The 16,362-nt window shown below is 71.5% G+C and carries 16 protein-coding genes and 3 pseudogenes; 9 read left to right on the plus strand and 10 right to left on the minus strand.

What is annotated here, in order from left to right; all coding sequences use genetic code 11:
* Positions 1–28: 28 nt before the first annotated feature.
* Positions 29–1,072, plus strand: a complete 1,044-nt coding sequence (locus IQ210_RS48120; protein WP_194085006.1) for an RICIN domain-containing protein — start codon at positions 29–31, stop codon at positions 1,070–1,072.
* Positions 1,073–1,114: 42 nt separating this feature from the next.
* Here IQ210_RS48120 and IQ210_RS44675 read toward each other — a convergent pair whose 3' ends face one another.
* Entirely contained in the window at positions 1,115–2,440 is a 1,326-nt protein-coding gene (locus IQ210_RS44675; protein ID WP_194085007.1) for a hypothetical protein, read from the minus strand.
* Between the two features lie 194 nt (positions 2,441–2,634).
* Here IQ210_RS44675 and IQ210_RS44680 point away from each other — a divergent pair, with 194 nt between their 5' ends.
* Positions 2,635–3,390, plus strand: coding sequence for a dienelactone hydrolase family protein (locus tag IQ210_RS44680; RefSeq protein WP_194085008.1), 756 nt, complete (start codon positions 2,635–2,637; stop codon positions 3,388–3,390).
* A 25-nt stretch (positions 3,391–3,415) separates the two neighbouring features.
* On the opposite strand, the pseudogene IQ210_RS48595 reads toward IQ210_RS44680, so the two are convergent.
* From IQ210_RS48595 to IQ210_RS44690, 3 genes and pseudogenes are all read right to left on the minus strand, one after another.
* Positions 3,416–3,652, minus strand: a pseudogene (locus tag IQ210_RS48595) (glutamine synthetase); the annotation flags it as partial.
* 8 nt (positions 3,653–3,660) lie between these two features.
* A pseudogene (locus IQ210_RS48600) lies at positions 3,661–3,822 on the minus strand (glutamine synthetase); the annotation flags it as partial.
* Positions 3,823–4,030: 208 nt separating this feature from the next.
* Complete coding sequence (locus IQ210_RS44690) at positions 4,031–4,459, minus strand: hypothetical protein (protein WP_194085009.1); 429 nt, start codon at positions 4,457–4,459, stop codon at positions 4,031–4,033.
* Positions 4,460–4,604: 145 nt separating this feature from the next.
* Between IQ210_RS44690 and IQ210_RS44695 the strand changes: the two genes are divergently transcribed.
* Positions 4,605–5,144, plus strand: coding sequence for a CGNR zinc finger domain-containing protein (locus IQ210_RS44695; RefSeq protein WP_322658426.1), 540 nt, complete (start codon positions 4,605–4,607; stop codon positions 5,142–5,144).
* Between the two features lie 31 nt (positions 5,145–5,175).
* Here the strand turns inward: IQ210_RS44695 and IQ210_RS44700 are convergent, their stop codons facing one another.
* From IQ210_RS44700 to dacB, 5 genes and pseudogenes are all read right to left on the minus strand, one after another.
* Entirely contained in the window at positions 5,176–5,589 is a 414-nt protein-coding gene (locus IQ210_RS44700) for a GAF domain-containing protein (protein WP_194085011.1), read from the minus strand.
* Complete coding sequence (locus tag IQ210_RS44705) at positions 5,579–6,055, minus strand: acyl-CoA thioesterase (protein ID WP_194085012.1); 477 nt, start codon at positions 6,053–6,055, stop codon at positions 5,579–5,581. The genes IQ210_RS44700 and IQ210_RS44705 overlap by 11 nt, the downstream gene beginning before the upstream one ends.
* A 127-nt stretch (positions 6,056–6,182) precedes the next feature.
* A pseudogene (locus tag IQ210_RS44710) lies at positions 6,183–6,443 on the minus strand (LuxR C-terminal-related transcriptional regulator); the annotation flags it as partial.
* Positions 6,444–6,512: 69 nt separating this feature from the next.
* Positions 6,513–7,400: a ricin-type beta-trefoil lectin domain protein gene (locus IQ210_RS44715; RefSeq protein WP_194085013.1), complete on the minus strand. Its 888-nt coding sequence runs from the start codon at positions 7,398–7,400 to the stop codon at positions 6,513–6,515.
* 442 nt (positions 7,401–7,842) lie between these two features.
* Complete coding sequence (dacB, locus tag IQ210_RS44720; protein ID WP_194085014.1) at positions 7,843–9,216, minus strand: D-alanyl-D-alanine carboxypeptidase/D-alanyl-D-alanine endopeptidase; 1,374 nt, start codon at positions 9,214–9,216, stop codon at positions 7,843–7,845.
* Positions 9,217–9,373: 157 nt separating this feature from the next.
* Between dacB and IQ210_RS44725 the strand changes: the two genes are divergently transcribed.
* From IQ210_RS44725 to IQ210_RS44750, 6 genes are all read left to right on the plus strand, one after another.
* Positions 9,374–9,835, plus strand: coding sequence for a hypothetical protein (locus tag IQ210_RS44725; RefSeq protein ID WP_194085015.1), 462 nt, complete (start codon positions 9,374–9,376; stop codon positions 9,833–9,835).
* 106 nt (positions 9,836–9,941) lie between these two features.
* A complete protein-coding gene (locus tag IQ210_RS44730) occupies positions 9,942–11,210 on the plus strand; it encodes a cytochrome P450 family protein (protein ID WP_194085016.1) in 1,269 nt (422 codons plus the stop codon).
* A 140-nt stretch (positions 11,211–11,350) separates the two neighbouring features.
* Complete coding sequence (locus IQ210_RS44735; protein ID WP_194085017.1) at positions 11,351–11,545, plus strand: hypothetical protein; 195 nt, start codon at positions 11,351–11,353, stop codon at positions 11,543–11,545.
* Between the two features lie 198 nt (positions 11,546–11,743).
* The gene (gene poxB / locus IQ210_RS44740) at positions 11,744–13,486 is read left to right on the plus strand and encodes a ubiquinone-dependent pyruvate dehydrogenase (RefSeq protein WP_194085018.1); all 1,743 of its coding nucleotides are present in this window, start codon (positions 11,744–11,746) and stop codon (positions 13,484–13,486) included.
* 91 nt (positions 13,487–13,577) lie between these two features.
* Entirely contained in the window at positions 13,578–14,033 is a 456-nt protein-coding gene (locus IQ210_RS44745) for a MarR family winged helix-turn-helix transcriptional regulator (protein WP_194085019.1), read from the plus strand.
* Between the two features lie 80 nt (positions 14,034–14,113).
* On the plus strand, positions 14,114–15,679 hold the full coding sequence (locus tag IQ210_RS44750; protein WP_194085026.1) for an MDR family MFS transporter: 1,566 nt from the start codon (positions 14,114–14,116) through the stop codon (positions 15,677–15,679).
* Between the two features lie 4 nt (positions 15,680–15,683).
* On the opposite strand, the gene IQ210_RS44755 is transcribed toward IQ210_RS44750, so the two are convergent.
* Positions 15,684–16,118 carry a hypothetical protein gene (locus tag IQ210_RS44755; RefSeq protein WP_194085020.1) on the minus strand — a complete coding sequence of 145 codons (435 nt, stop codon included), beginning with the start codon at positions 16,116–16,118 and terminating at the stop codon, positions 15,684–15,686.
* Positions 16,119–16,362: the final 244 nt, after the last annotated feature.

Below are 16,362 nucleotides of genomic sequence, written 5' to 3' on the forward strand. Positions count from 1 at the left end.
CACGACCCCTGCATCCGGAGAGAGTTACATGACGACATCCTCCTCACCCGACGGGCCCCAGCCGCCGGGGCCGCCGTCGCCCCCGGCCGGCGAGGAGCCCCTGCCGCCGGCCGGTCAGACCCGGCCCGGCGGAGAGACGCCGCTGGTGCGTCTCTCCGCCGGCACCCCGGCGTCCGGCGGCCGGTCCTTCGCGGCCGACTTCGCCCGTCGCCACATCTTCTCCGGCGCCCGGCTGCTCAAGCCCGGCCGCCGGGTGGCCATCGCGCTGGCCGGGGTGACCGGTCTGGCGGTCGTGGGCACCGGTGTGGTCGCGGGGATCGCGCGGCTCGGCGGCGACGACACCGCGCAGGCCGCGGCCACGGTCCAGGCCACCGACAAGCCGTCCGGCCCGCCGAAGGACCACCCTTCCGCGGACTCCGCCCACCCCTCCAAGCACCCGTCGAGCAAACCCAAGGGGCACTCCTCGGCCAAGAAGGACGGCTCGTCGGCGCAGGACGCCGGTTCCGGGCTGCCGGTGGAGGCCGCCCCGCCGGGCACCGGGAGCGGCGGTGGCGGAGGCGGCGGTGGCGACACCGCACAGGGCAGCGGCACCGGGAGCGGTACGACGAATTCCGGCACCCAGTCGACGCCGAAGCCGCCGCAGACGTCCAGCGGCTCCAGCAGCTCCAGCGGTTTCACCGGCAAGCTCCTGTTCAACTTCGCCTCCAGCCGCTGCCTGGCCACCCAGGGCGGGTCGCGGGCGGCCGGCACCCAGACCGTGCTCGCCGACTGCAACAGCAAGGACCCGTCGCAGGGCTGGACGTTCCCCTCCGACGGCACCATCCGCGACTTCGGCGGCACGATGTGCCTCGACGTCTCCGGCCTCGGCGACGGCGCCCTGGTACGGCTCGCGAACTGCTCCTCCTCGCGCGCCACGAACCAGCGGCTCGTCCTCAAGAGCTCCTACGACATCGTCGTCAACGCCAATCCCGGTCTGTGCGTGGACGCCAAGGACAAGAACACCGCGGCCGGAACCGTCCTCCAGCTGTGGAGCTGCGCCGGCACCGCCAACCAGAAGTGGCGCACGGCCTGACCTGACCTTCACACGGCCATGGCGTCCTGGGCAGAGGGCGGCCTAGGACGCCATGGAGAACCGGTGCCGGGCGGAGAACTCGAGCAGGCGCTCCCGATCCTCGGTGCCGAGGTCGCCGTACGCGTGGACCACGACCCGTTCCAGGACGTCGGGCTCCAGTCGCCCGAGCAAGGTGTCCAACCCGGGCCACAGGCAGTCGGCGAGCGGCCGGCCGGGCACTCCGAGGTCGACCGCGACGGCCTCCGCGGTGGGCGGACGGAGCAGGGCGAGGAGGGGCGGCTCGACATCGCGCGGACCGAGCCACAGACCGGCTGGGGTCACGACGGCCTTGCAGTCCTCGGAGTCCATGAGCTCCGAGCAGTTCGCGGGCGCCTGCCACTCCGTCACCCGCGGAGCCCTGACGCTCGTGGCCCTTGCGACGCTCTCGGGGGAGCAGACCGCGGTGCGGGCGAAGGGGCGCCACGACGGTCGGCCGCGCAAGTCGGTCATCCACAGCTCCACCGCCGCGTCGCCCGCCGAGGCGCCGGCCGGGGTGGTACCGGCCGGGGCCACCGGGGCGCCCACGGCCACCTGGACGTCGCCGTCCAGCAGGTCCGCCAGTTCCTCCCCGAGCCGCAGCAGCGGCTGCCCGTCCAGCGTCACCAACCGGAGTGCCGCGCGCACGGGTTCGGGCAGCGCGGCCATCACCACGGCGAGGACGGCGGCGGGCACCTGAGCGGAGGCGAGGATCAGCTGCGGCCGGTCGCGCTCCGGTGGGATCGTGTGCGGCCGGGTGTGGGCGGTGACGGGCGCCGGGCCCGCGGGCCGGACGGCGAGGCCGGCCGGGACGGGCTCGACCACGTGCCCGGCCACCGTCTGTCGGCCCAGTCGCCGTACGGCCATCTCCCAGTCCGGTAGCGGCAGATGGCTGCTCACCCGGCGGGCCTCCGCACCGGGAGAGAAGTGCCACCAGCCGCCGGAGGCGCCCGGCAGGTCGGGGGAGAACAGGGTGCCGTCGGAGGTGACGAGCGCGGTGCCGGCCGCCGCCAGCACGTCCAGCCCCCACCGTTCGCAGATCAGCGTGGCCGCCGAGGGGTGCCCCCCGCTCTCGAGGGCGCCCGCGGACATCACCAGCGTCAGCAGCCTCACCTGCGCGTCCCGGATCGACTCCAGGCTCGGCGCCAGCCACGCGCACAACGCCTCGGCACCGTCGTCGTGCAGGGGCGCGCCGACCACCACGACGGCTTCGCCCGGGCGGGCGGGGGAGAGGCGCCCGGCGAGCTCGGTGAGCCACTGCGGCGGCCGGTTCCCTTGGTGTACGAGGTGAATGCGGTCGCCGGCCCGCGAGACCGTCGGAGACGACGCGGTGTCGGGGTCGTGTTCGGTCACCGTATTGCTCCCGCGGGGACGACGGCCGCATGTGAGCGGGCCGGATTCGGCTGCTGGCCACACATGTGAAATGACGCATGTGAGTCTACGCGCAATGCACACGTGTCCAAATTGTCGGCGTCACCGGGAATCGGGGGCTTGACCGCATGTGTTGCTGACGTGTGAGTGAAGACCCAGATCAGAGAGGCTCACCCATGAACGCTGTCGCCGGAACCTTTGTGGACATCCCCACCGCGGACGGCATCGCCGACGCCTATCTCGCACACCCCGACGACGGGCGGGCCCATCCCGGTGTGCTCATGTACCAGGACGCGTTCGGGGTGCGGCCGCATCTGACGGCCATGGCCGACCGGCTGGCGATCGCCGGCTACACCGTGCTCGTCCCGAACGTCTTCTACCGGCACGGGCGTATCCCGGTCGTGGAGCTGCCCGAGTTCATCGACATGGAGGCCCGGCCGGACATCGTGGGGAAGGTCGTGCCGCTGATGGAGGCGCTCACCCCGGAGCTGACGGAACGTGATGCCGAGGCTTACCTGAGGTGGTTCGCACAGTCGCCGCTGGTCACGGACGGGCCGGTGGGCGTCACCGGGTACTGCATGGGGGCGCGGCTCGCGCTCTACACCGCGGGCACTCACCCGGACCGGGTCGCCGCGGCGGCCGGATTCCACGGTGGCTGGTTGGCGAGCGAGGCACCCGACAGTCCGCATCTGCTGGCCGACCGGATCACCGCCGAGCTGTACTTCGCGCACGCCGACGAGGACCCCTCGATGCCCGAGGATCAGGTCCGCAGGCTGGAGAAGGCGCTCGCCGACGCGGGCGTCAGGCACCGGTGCGAGGTGTACGCGGGCGCGCACCACGGCTACACCCAGTCCGACACGGCCGCCTACAACCCTGAGGCGGCCGAGCGGCACTGGACGGAGCTGCTGGCCCTGTTCGGCCGCGTCCTCTGAGCGTGGGCGGCCCGGTGGGCGCCGGTCAGACGAGACCGGCGTCGGCCAGGGCCGTGCAGCAGGTGTCGACCATCAGCCGGGTGACGACGTACGGGTCCACGTTGGCGTTGGGGCGACGGTCCTCCATGTATCCCTTCTTGTCGATCTCGACTTGGAAGGGGATGCGCACGGAGGCGCCGCGGTTGGACACGCCGTAGCTGAACTCGCTGAAGTGCGCGGTCTCGTGCAGACCCGTCAGCCGGTACTCGACGCCGGAGCCGTACTGGCGGAGAAGTTCGTGTGCGCGCCGGCGCCGTTCCAGTCGCCCTTGACGGGCTTGGGGTCGAGGGTGGCGGAGATGCCGAAGTCCTCGGCGGTGCGGTAGCGGTAGAGCAGCCAGCGGGCCACCCACAGCTGGTCGGCGACCTCGAGCGGGGAGAGCGGGCCGACCTGGCGGCGACCGGCTTCGATCCAGATGTACTCGGCCTTGAAAGCCATGTCGGTTATTTCTCCAGGGCGTTCTGGGGCCGTGGTGCTCCCGACCTGAGGACGTGGCGGAGAAACCTTCTGGTTCAACTGGCGCGCGTCACGTGTGGCGCTGGTTCTTCTCGCGGTGGAAACCCGCGCCACCGGTCAGCCCGGCCGGGTGACCGGCGGGCTGTCACTTGGCGTGCAGGGGGCCCGCGAAGGACTTGCGCAGGGACCCGGGAGCGACGACGGGCAGCAGGGCGGCGAGCATCTTGCCCTTGACCGTGCTGGGCTGCCGCGTCAGTTCGACGTCGACCCGGGTGCCCTCGCCCTGCGGGGTCATCCGGAAGACCCAGCCACCGCCGGCGCCGAAGAGCTTGGAGTCGAGCGTGGTGATGGTGACCGTGTCGCCGGCGGGCTCCCAGTCGTAGCGGGCGCGCTCCCAGGCCGCGGCGGTTCCCTCGGTGACCTCGGCCCAGGTGTCGCCGCGGTCGTGGACCTCGAAGTGCGCGGCGTCGATGGTCGGCCAGGCCTCGGCCCGAGCGGGGCTGAAGTCGGTCAGCACCTGGAGCACGTCCTTCGGGCCGAGCTGGGAGACGAGGTGGAAGCGTACGACTGCCATGGCATGTCCTCACTGAGAAGGGGCCGAAGGGGTTCGGACCGCGAAGTAACCGTTCTAGCCGGTGACGAAAGGTTCCCAAACGTATGCGTCACCTGTCAAGATGGTTACTCTCGAAAGACAGCAAGGTCCCTGCCAGGAGGGTCGCGTGAGACATGTGTTTCCGTGCGGGACGCCCGCGCTCGACTTCGTGGGCACATTGAAGGAGCGGCGTACACCGGTCCCCATCGAGCGGATCGGTTCGCCCGCACTGCTCGATTCCTGGTTCGTCCAAGCCGGGCTACTCGACCGGCCGCCCGGATCGGACGAGGCCGACCTGCGCGCGGCGCTCGAACTGAGGGAGGCGATCTACGCGCTGCTCCGGGCCCGGCTCACGGGCCGTCCGCTGCCCGTCGCGGCGGTGATCGCGGTGAACCGGCGGGCCGCCGGGGTGCCGGTGGTGATGCTCCTGGACGCCGCGGGGACGAGCCGTACCGGGAAGGCAACCCAGGCCCTCACCGAACTCGCCCGTGAGGCGGTCGAGATCCTCGCCGGACAGGACGCGGCACTGCTGCGCGAGTGCGGACGCCCGGACTGCACCCACGTCTACCTCGACCGCTCCCGCGGCCGCCGACGGGAGTGGTGTGCGATGCGGTCCTGCGGGAACCGCGTCAAGGCGGCCGCACTGCGTGCGCGTCGACGGGCGTGACACAGCCGTGGATCTTCGATCGGCGTGCCCCTCAGTTAGCGGGCAGGGAGGCAGCGTCGGCGTCGAGCTTCGCCAACTCGCCCTCGGTCAACTCGCGTTCGTCAAGCCAGGCGAGGCCGACGACCGCCCGGACCGAGCCGTCCGCGCCCTGCACGGGCAGGGCGACGGCGGCTTTGCCGTCCACGGCCCTGGCACCCGGCTTGACCGCGCCGCTGACGTCCTCCTTGAGGTTGCAGGTCTGGATCGGCCGGGCCTGCTCCCAGGCGAGGCCCGCCATGCCCTTGCCGAGCGGTATCCGCGCGGTGATCTCCTGCACCTTGGGCGGGATGTTGTGCGACGCCGCTATGTGCAGCAGGTCGTCCCGCACGACATGGACCGTCCCGGCGACGGCCTCGTGGCGGTCGAGCAGGGCGCGCAGCCAGGAGTTCGTGGGCTCATCGAGCACGGTCGAGCTCGCTCTCCGGGAGGCCGAGGGTCCGGGCGATCTCGGCGACCTGCTCCGACCAGGCCGTGGGCCGCATGGTGGTGCGGTCGAGGCGGACGACCGTACGGCTGCCGTGGGCGTACGTCGTCGTCCCGTCGGCCGAGCACACCCGGTAGCCCGCGGTGGCGGAGGTGGTGCCCAGACGCTGCATCCACAGGTGCACGGCGTACTCGCCGATATCCGCGACGGGACGGTCATAGGTGATGTCGAAGGTCTTCGCGACGTTGAAGCCGTCTCCCTCCAGGCCGCTCTTGCCGCCGAGGCCCTTGCTGCGCCAGAACCATCCCCACGCCCGCTCGACCAGCACCTGGTAGTGCCCGTTGTGCAGCAGGCCCATCGGGTCCAGGTCGTCGAAGTGGACGACCACGGGCATCAGGACGCCTACATCCGTGCCGGGCGTGGCGGTGGCAGTGGGGGAGGCGGTCATCGTTGTTTGCTCCTAGGGTCGTGTCGTCCGCCCGCGGGCGAATATGTGTGAACACGTATGTGCAGGATAGCCTCAGGCGCCGTCGCGGACGAACTCCGCCGCGCGTTCCGCGATGGCGTGAGATGAACAGCCGCTCGGCGATCTGCTTGTTGGTCAGGCCCGTCGCCGTGAACTCGGCGATCTCGCGTTCCTGCGCGGTGAGTACACCCCCGCTCCGGTCGTCCGGATGCGGCAGAACCCGCCCGGCCGCCCGCAGTTCTTTGCGCGCCCGCTCGGCCCAGGCCGCCGAGTCGAGCTGCTGGAAGGTCTGCAACGCGGCCGTCAGAGGAGCCTTGGACTCGGACAGCGCCCTCGACCTGCGCAGCCACTCGCCGTGAGCCGGCCGCACCCGCGCCAGGGAGAACGGCCACCGTTCCGCACGCGGGCGGGTCCGGCCGAACGCCGGACCCGCCCGTTGCTACTGCACGGACCACTTCTGGTTGTCGAGGCCGGTGCAGGACCACAGCTGGATCCTGGAGCCGTTGGTCTTCTGGTGATCGCGTACGTCAGCGCACTTGTCGGCGAGCGCGCTCACCACGTCGTGGGAGGTGTTCAGAGCGAACCGCTGCGCCGCACCGCCGTTGCAGGAACCGATCTCGAGGTCGATGCCGTCGTCCGTCGACCCGCCCGCCAACTGCACACACATGCCGAGCGCGCGCATGGTCCCGCCGGTGAACGTCCACTGCTGCGAGGCGGCTTGCGAGCAGTCCCAGATCATCAGCTTCGCGCCCTGCACGGCCTTGCCGCCGACGATGTCGATACAGCGGTTGGAGTCGTGGCTGAAGATGTTCACACCGGGTACGGCGACCGAAGTGGTCGTACGGGGAGGGGTGTCGCTGCCGGCCTTGGTCCCCGTGTCCGCGTCCGGGCTCGGGTCCGCCGCGCTTTTGTGTGACGCGCCGGTGCTGGGCGTCGCGGAGGCCGATTCCTTCGACGCGTCCGTCTTCTTGCCGGGCGGGCCGGTGGACGCGCTTGTCGTGGGTGCCGACGCGCCGTCGAGCGCGTCGATGACGTCCGAGCCGCGGTCGTCGGTGGCCACGGACACCGACGCGTCGTCACGTCCCCCGTCGTCCGAACCGTTGACCACGCCCAGGGTCACCAGCACCCCGACCACCGACAACAGTCCGACGACACCGACGACGCCGAGTGCTCCGCGAAGCCCCTCGTGCCGGCGTTTGCCGGTGGTGCCCGGGGCGGGCTGCGGGCCCGGCTCCGCGCGGTCGGCGCCGCCGCGCGAGCCGAGGGAGGAGGGGGAGGAGAGTGAGGAGAGTGAGGAGAGTGAGGAGAGTCGGGCCAGCCGGGGCACGGAGGGGCTCTGGCCGCTCGCGGCGCCTTCACGAGCCGTTCCTGCACCGGTTTCCGGACGGGTTTCTGCACCGGTGCCCTGACCGGTTCCCGAGTCGGTTCCAGCGCCGCTTCCGGCACGGCTTCCAGGGCCGCTTCCGGCACCGGTTCCAGGGCGGCTTCCGGCACCGGTTCCACGGTCGGTTCCGGGATCGGTTCCACGGCCGTTTCCGGGACCGGTTCCACGGCCGTTTCCGGAGCCGGCCGCACTGACCGACTTGGCGCTGCCCGGAACTCTCTTCGGGAGGTATCCTCCCGACCGGGGCGGCGTGTGCGGAGGTTTCATCGCTTCCTTTCCAGCGGAGCCGGAGGACGGGGCCGGGCACGGCCTGACGGCACGCACGAGCGCCGCCCGACCTCCGCGGTCGGACGGCGCCCGGTGCGTCCGGTGCCCGGTGTCAGCCCTAGGCCCAGCAACCGTTCACGGTGGCGGCCAGGCCGTCCATCGCGTCCTTGATGTCGTTCGGAGCGGCAGTGGAGCCGTTCTCGATGAAGGAGAAGACCCGCCACTCGCCGTCGTCGGTTCTGGTCAGACCGCTCAGGGCGACGGCACCGGTGAGGGTGCCGGTCTTCGCCTGCACCTTGCCGACCGCGCACTGGGAGTGCGGGTCGTCGAACCTGCCCCACTCCGGGCCGAGCGTGGAGCCCGCCTCGCCGGCGACCGGCAGGCCGTCCAGGATGGCGCCCAGGGTGTGCGCGTGGCGGGGCTCGGTGAGCAGTTCGAGGATCTGCGCGAGGGTGGCGGCCGGGATGCGGTCGGTCCGGGACAGTCCGCTGCCGTCGTGCATCCCGAAGTGGTCGAGCGAGACGCCGTAATGCCGGAGCACCTCGCGCACGACCTCGGTACCGCCCTCGAAGGTCGCAGGCCTCCCGGCGCCCAGGGCCGTCATCCGCAACAGGGTCTCGGCGATGTTGTTGTCGCTGGTCTTGAGCATCGTCCTGACGACGTCCGACAGCGGCGCGGACCTGTGGCGGGCGACCGGCACGTCGGTGTGGTCCGCCGTACGGCGGACGACGTCACCGGTGACGCTGACACCGTCCGCCGCGAGCAACTTGGCGAAGGTCTGCCCGGCGTCGAGGGCGGTGTCCTGGACGCCGCGGCCGTCGACGACGAGGGCGCGGACCGGGGCGACGGTGTCCGGGTAGTAGCCGTCGTTCCAGCCGTCGGCCAGCGTCGGCGTGGGGAACAAGCTGTCGTCCACGGCGACCTTCACCGAGGTCAGCCCCGCGCTCTTCAGCCCGGCGACCGCGGTCCGGGCCAGTTCGGCGAGGTCGGCGCTGGTCAGGGTGCGGTCGCCGCCGCCGACGAGGGTGAGGGTGCCGTCGCCGTAGACCACCTTCGTGGTGAACCGGTGGTGCGGGCCGAGCACCGACAGGGCGGCGGTCGACGTGGCCAGCTTGACGTTGGAGGCCGGCATCAGCGCGGTGGCACCGTTGTGGTCCCACAGGGTGCTGTCGGAGTCCGCGTCGAGGACGACGCCGCTCACATCGGCGCCGAGCCGCTGGTCGAGCACCCGGGTGTCGAGGTTCGCGGCCATCTGCTGGTCGTCGGTGCCGACGACACCGCTCGGATCGGCGGCCGTGACCGCGGTGCCGTCGCCGGACGCGGCGAAGGCGGAGGGCGCCGCCAGCGCGGCCGACGCCATCGGGACGGCGAGTGCCAGCACGAGCGCACGCCGCGCTCCCGGGCTGCCACTTGATGGAGTCCTCCGGTGCCGGCGTCGACCACCGGGCACGAAGGCGTTCGTCTGTGGTGTTTCCTCTGCCGCGTTACTCATGGAATCCAAAAGGTTTGAGTCCAGAGACATGTGAATGGGAGATCGGCGCGCACCCTACCACCGGTCGCCATCGCACATGTGTGCATTCGCAGGCCATGGGTGTGTCTAGACTGGCGCGCGCTTTTCCGGCCGGCTGGAAACATGGAGGACGCCGCCGATGAACCCCCTGCGGTCCAGGACGGTGCTCCCGTGGCCCGCCGTGTGCACATGGTCCGCCGTGGCGGCGCTGGCGGTGGTGGGCTGCGCGCTCCCCGACCACGGCCTCGACCGGGTGGCCGGGGACCGGGTCTGCCGGTCCGCCCTGCCGCCCGGCATGGAGCTGTCCTGCGCCACCTACGGCTTCGGTGACCTGCGCTATCGCTGCCCCGACGGGCGTCAGGACACCCGCCGGTGCGTGCGGACGTCCGGCGTGACGGTGCGCAACGCGGGCCGCTCCCGCGTCTACGTGACGTACATCGCCGGAGCCCACCAGGGCGAGCGCGAGCAGGGACCGCAGCAGGTACTCGAACCGGGCGCCGAGGCCACCCTCCGCCCCGGCGGCGGCCGTTGGCTGTACGACATCACGGTGCGCGGCGCGGCGGAGCAGCCGAGCGTCCTGGAAGTGGTCGGCGTCCAGTGACGTCCCGGACGCGAACGATGCACGTGTGAACCCGCCGCCCGGTCGGCTCCGTGTCCTGGGTGACCGCCGTTGCACCCGGCAGGGCGTCCGGAGCGAGGAGTCAGGGATGGACACGCATCGACAGACCCCATCGGCCGGAGCACCGCCCGCAGCGCCCGGCTTGGACGAACCGCAGGAACTCGTCGTCATGGGACCGGAGTTCAAGGCGGACGCCCCCCGGCGCTACGCCGAGCTGCGGGCCAGGGGACCCATCCACCGGGCGCAGTTCTTCCCGGGCATCACCGGCTGGGTGGTCGTCGACTACGACCTCGCCCGCGAGGCGCTGACCCATCCGGCGCTGCTCAAGAACCCCGAGCCGGCCGCCGAGATGCTGGAGGCGGCGGGGTTCCTCGGTCACAAGCGTGGCACCGGGTTCGGCGGCCAGATGCTGGAGGCCGACTCGCCCGAGCACACCCGGTTGCGGCGACTGGTGTCGGGCGTCTTCTCCCGCAAGGCGTCCGCCGCGATGGAACCGCGCATCACCGAGATCGCGGACGCGCTCATCGACGCCATGCCGCAGTCCGGCGAGCTGGACCTCGTCCCTGCCTTCACCGCCCCGCTCCCGGTCACGGTGATCGCCGAACTGCTGGGCATCCCGGAGGCCGACCGGCAGGACTTCCGCCGCTGGACGGCCCTCGCCTTCCAGGTGGCGCACCCCGAGTACGCGACCGCGGTGGCGAGCCTGCACGGCTTCCTGCGCCAGCTGGTCGACGACAAGCGCCGTGCCCCCGGCGACGACCTGCTGTCCGCGCTCGTCGCCGCCCGTGACAAGGACGACGGCCGCCTCAGCGAGGACGAGCTCGCCGGCACCGCGGCCCTGCTGGTGATCGCCGGCCACGAGACGACCGTCAACCTGATCGGCAACTCGGTGCTGGCGCTGCTCCAGCACCCCGACCAGCTGCGGCTGCTCCGCAACGACCTGCGGCTGCTGCCCGACGCCATCGAGGAGTTCCTGCGCTACGACACCTCCGTCGAGCGCACCACCAACCGGTACGCCGCTGAGGACCTGGAGCTCGGCGGGGTGCGCATCCCGCGCGGCGGCATCGTCGCGGTGGCGCTCGCCTCCGCGAGCCGTGCCGCCCCGCTGCCCGGCGGCGGTGATCCCGAGACCCTCGACATCACCCGCCCCGTCACCCGCCACCTCTCCTTCGGCCACGGCATCCACCACTGCCTGGGCGCCCCGCTGGCCCGCCTGGAGGCCCGCGTCGCCCTGCACACCCTCCTCACCCGCGTCCCGGAGCTGGAACTGGCGGTGCCGGCCGAGTCGTTGGACTGGTTCCCGGCCGGCATGGTCCGGGGTGTGCTGTCGCTGCCGGTGCGCTACCGCCGCGGCTGAGGCCGTCAACCCCAGGACGACACGCATAGAGGCTCACGCTCTTCATGCGTCACCGGCTTGACAGGTGACGCAATGGGGGCGCAAGCTGAGGTGACCCCGGCTGACGGGGCCGTTCACGATCGATGAAGTGGAGGCTGGCCATGAGCCAGGAAGCCACGATGGACGCCGCCGCGGCGGTCCGGCACGCACGCTTCGGCAAGCTGCCCGAGCGCATCCGGTACGAGGACATGACGGAAGTGGTGCAGTCCGAGCCGGGTGGCGCGGTGAAGGCCTCGCCCGACGATCCGGCCGCGTATCACACCTTCTCGTGCCTCGCCCTCGACCTGGGGCTGTAGCCCGTACCGAGTTCCGAAGCCCGCACCCCGCAGGGTGCGGGCTTCTGCCGTACGAATCCGGTATATCCGGCAGTCGTCCGACCCAGCAGCCCCCGCTCCGGTCACCGGGCCCACGCAGTCATTCGACGGATGTGTGCGTAATGCATGTTCCCGAACACTGATCAGGAACGTGCTCACACCCGACGAAAGGCAACCCGCATGCCCACCTTTGCCGACCACGTCATCGCCTCCCTGAAGGCCTCCGGCGTGCACCGCCTCTACGGTCTGCCCGGTGACTCGCTCAACGGGCTCACGGACGCCATCCGCCGGCACGACGGCGTCGACTGGGTGCATGTGCGGCACGAGGAGAGCGCGGCCCTCGCGGCGGCGTCCGAGGCCGGGCTGACCGGCGAGCTCGCCGTCTGCGTCGGCAGCTGCGGCCCGGGCAACCTGCACCTCATCAACGGCCTCTTCGACGCCCAGCGCAGCCGGGTCCCGGTCCTCGCCATCGCCGCCCAGATCCCCGGCAGCGAGATCGGCTCCGGCTACTTCCAGGAGACCCGCCCGCAGGAGCTGTTCGCCGACTGCAGCGTCTACGCCGAGGTCGTCACCAGCCCGGAATCCGGCCCGCGCATCCTGGAGATGGCGATGCGCGCGGCCGTGGAACGCAGGGGAGTGGCGGTCGTGGTCGTCCCCGGCGAGAACTTCCTCGCCAAGACCGGCCGGGACCTCGCCCCCACCGTCGTACGCCCGACCCGGACCGTCGTCCGCCCCGACGACGAGGCACTCGCCGACGCTGCCGAACTGCTCAACGCCGCCCAGCGGGTGACGATCCTCGCGGGCGCCGGCGCGGCCGGTGCGCACGACGACCTGGTCCGGCTCGCCGAGACCCTCAAGGCCCCGGTCGTGCACGCGCTGCGCGGCAAGGAGTACGTCGAGTACGACAACCCCTACGACGTCGGCATGACCGGCCTGCTCGGCTTCGCCTCCGGCTACAAGGCGATCGAGGAGGCAGACACCCTGCTCATGCTGGGCACCGATTTCCCCTACCGGCAGTTCTATCCGCAGGGCGCCAAGGTGATCCAGCTCGACCTGCGCGGCGAGCAGATCGGTCGCCGTACCCGGGTCGACCTGCCGCTGGTCGGCAGCGTCCGGGACACCCTGCCCGCGCTGCTGCCGCTGCTGTCCGTCAAGACCGTCAAGGCCGCCCGCGACCACCTCGACCAGGCGCGCGCCCACTACGTCCGCACCCGCAAGTCCCTGGACGCGCTCGCCGTCAACGACCGCGAACGCACCCCGATCCACCCGCAGTTCGTGGCCCGCACCCTCGACCGGCTCGCCGCCGAGGACGCCGTCTTCACCGTCGACGTCGGCTCCCCGGTGGTGTGGGCGGCCCGCTATCTGAGCTTCAACGGGCGTCGGCGGCTGATCGGCTCCTTCAACCACGGCACGATGGCCAACGCGCTGCCGCACGCGGTCGGCGCGCAGGCGGCGTACCCGGACCGGCAGGTCGTCTCGCTGTCCGGTGACGGCGGACTGACCATGCTGCTCGGCGAGTTGTTCACCCTGCGACAGAACCGGCTGCCCGCCAAGATCGTCGTCTTCAACAACGGGTCGCTCAATTTCGTCGAGTTGGAGATGAAGGCCGCCGGCATCGTCAACTACGCGACCGAGCTGGACAATCCGCAGCTCGCCGAGGTCGCCGCCGCGATCGGGCTGTGGGCCCGCCGGGTCGAGCGGCCCGGCGACCTGGAGGAGGCGCTCAAGGGCGCCTTCGCTCACGAGGGTCCCGCGCTCGTCGAGGTCATGACGGCACGGCAGGAACTGTCCGTGCCGCCCGCGGTCTCGGTGGAACAGGCCAAGGGCTTCACCCTCTACGCGATCCGCACGATCCTCTCCGGCCGTGGTGAGGAACTGCTCGATCTGGTGACCACCAACGTGGCCCGCCGGATCCTGCGCTGAACCGGCGCACACCTGAGAAACCCGCCCGAGGCGGCCGGGCGACCGCATGGTCGCCTCAAGCAATGACGGGCACACCCGACAGGAGACACCTGTGGCCGACCGAGCCCAGTACGAGGAGCTGACACGGCAGCTGAGCGCCGTCGCCGCCGTACGACGACAGTTGGACCGGAGCCTCCCCGGCGGCTGCTCCAGCGGCACCGCCGTGGTGCTGGCGCTGCTCGACCGTGAGGGCGACCTGCGCATCGGCAGGCTCGCGGAACTGCTCGCCGTCGACATGTCGGTCACCAGCCGCCATGTGACCCACCTGGCCGAGCGGGGCTGGATCGACCGCAGCCCCGACCCCGCCGACCGGCGCTCGCGCATCCTGCGCCTGACCCCTGAGGGCCGTGACCGGCTGGCCGAACTCTCCGACCGCGCGGCCGAGTTGCTCGCCGTGCGGCTGAGCGGATGGAGCGACGACGACGTCGGCCGGCTGACGTCGCTGCTGTCCCGGCTCCGGGCGAGCTTCGACGACACCCCCACCCGTACCCCCGCAGTCACCTTCTAAGGACGAGATACCCCATGACAACCACCCCCCGGTCCGGCGCTCCAGCCGATCAGGCCACGGTGGCGGACGGCGCCGTACCGATGACCCACCCGCAGATCATGCGGGCGCTGTCGGGGCTGCTGCTCGGCCTGTTCGCCGCCATCTTGTCCTCGACCGTCGTCACCAACGCGCTGCCCAGGATCATCGGCGACCTGGGCGGCGGCCAGAGCGCCTACACCTGGGTCGTGACCTCGTCCCTGCTGGCGGTCACCGCCTCCACGCCCCTGTGGGGCAAGCTCGCGGACCAGTTCAGCAAGAAGATCCTGGTCCAGTCCGCACTGATCGTCTACGCCCTCGGGTCGCTGGTCGCCGGTCTCGCCCAGAACCCCGGCACACTGATCGCCGCACGTGTCATCCAGGGACTGGGCGGCGGCGGCCTGTCCGCGCTGTCGCAGGTCGTCCTGGCGGCGATGATCGCCCCGCGTGAGCGAGGGCGTTACTCCGGCTATCTCGGCGCGACCTTCGCCGTCGCCACCGTCGGCGGCCCGCTCCTCGGCGGTGTCATCACCGACACCAGCTGGCTCGGCTGGCGGTGGTGCCTGTTCGTCGGCATCCCGTTCGCGATGGTCGCCCTGGTCGTGCTGCAACGGACGCTGAACCTGCCGGTGACCAAGCGCCGGGTCAAGGTCGACTGGGCCGGCGCCTTCTTCGTCACCGCGGCCGTCTGCACCCTGCTGATCTGGGTCACCTTCGCCGACGACAAGTACGCCTGGCTGTCCTGGCAGACGTACACGCTGGTCGGCACCTCGCTGGTGCTGGCGCTCGTCTTCCTGTTCGTCGAGACGAAGGCGAGCGAACCGATCATCCCGCTGCGGCTCTTCCGCAGCCGCACCATCGCCCTCGCCTCCACCGCCTCGCTGTTCACCGGCGTGGCCCTGTTCGCGGGCACGGTCTTCTTCAGCCAGTACTTCCAGCTGGCCCGCGGCGAGTCACCGACCAGGTCCGGCGTGATGACGATCCCGTTCATCGCGGGCCTGTTCCTCGCCTCCACGGTCTCCGGCCGGGTCATCACCCGAACCGGCCGGTGGAAGGGCTGGCTGCTGGCGGGCGGCGTGCTGCTCACGGCCGGCCTGGCGCTGCTGGGCATGCTGCGCTACGACACCTCGTACCCGTTCATCGCGCTGTGCATGGCGCTGATGGGCCTCGGCGTCGGCATGACCCTCCAGAACCTCGTGCTGTGCACCCAGAACCAGGTGGCCCCGAGCGACCTGGGCGCCGCCTCCTCCACGGTCACCTTCTTCCGGTCCCTCGGCGGCGCGGTGGGCGTCTCGGTGCTCGGCTCGGTCCTCACCACCCGGATCGCCCACTACGCGCGCGAGACCATCACCCAACTCGCCCCGCAGGACCAGGCGGCCGCCGCGAAGACCTCCGGCGACGGCCAACTGCCCGACCTGGCCCTGCTCCCCGCCCCGGTCCGGACCTGGCTGGAGGGCGCCTACGGGCACGCCATCGGCGACATCTTCATGTACGTCGCCCCGGTCGCCCTGCTCTCTTTCCTGGTGACCCTCTTCATCAAGGAGGTCGCCCTGCGCACCCGCAGCGGGCTGGCCCAGACCGCACAGGAGGCGAAGAGCGCTCGTACAGATGCACGGGACACCACGGCCTGACCGGCTAAGAGCCGGCGGCACACGGGTCCGTGACCGCCGGCACGGCGCTCAGGACGCTGCGGCCGCCGGAGTCCTGGACCGACCAGGCGTCGCACAGAGCACCGCCGTCGGCGGGGCGGCCCCGCAGGACGAGGAACCGCAGATCGTCGTAGGTTTCCAGGTCGAGCCGCAGACGGGTGGCCGGGACGGCGAAAAGCTCGGTGAAATAGTGCTCCGCATAGCCGGAGCCCGCTGTGCCGGGCGCGAACAGGCGCTGGAAGGCAGCCGGGTCCTGACGGTGTACGGCCCTTGCCGCGTCGGTGCGCAGCACTGCCGGGTCGGGTGCGCCGAAGGCCTCGGGGCCCTGCTCGGTCACCAAGAAGCAGCAGATGGCCACCAGCCATACGCAGATGCCACCGACCACCGTCCATGTCCAGGGAATCCTCGGCACACGCACCATGTCACTGCTCCAAGGGGGCCCGGCCCAGGCGGGCTCTGCGAATCGGTGTCACCGGGCGCCATCCCTCACAGTGACGCCCGGTGACAGCTGCCGCGGCCCGGTGCATTCCCACGGGCCGCGGCAGGGCCGGGGGGCCGCTACACATGTTTCTCGATGCGGACAGCGACGTGCGATGGAGCGCCCCCTATGTTTCGCGCCCGGGAGGTGTGGGGCTTCCCCTACGAACGCCCCGCGGGTCCTCCGC

This window comes from Streptomyces justiciae (assembly GCF_015163075.1).
Taxonomy (GTDB): domain Bacteria; phylum Actinomycetota; class Actinomycetes; order Streptomycetales; family Streptomycetaceae; genus Streptomyces; species Streptomyces justiciae.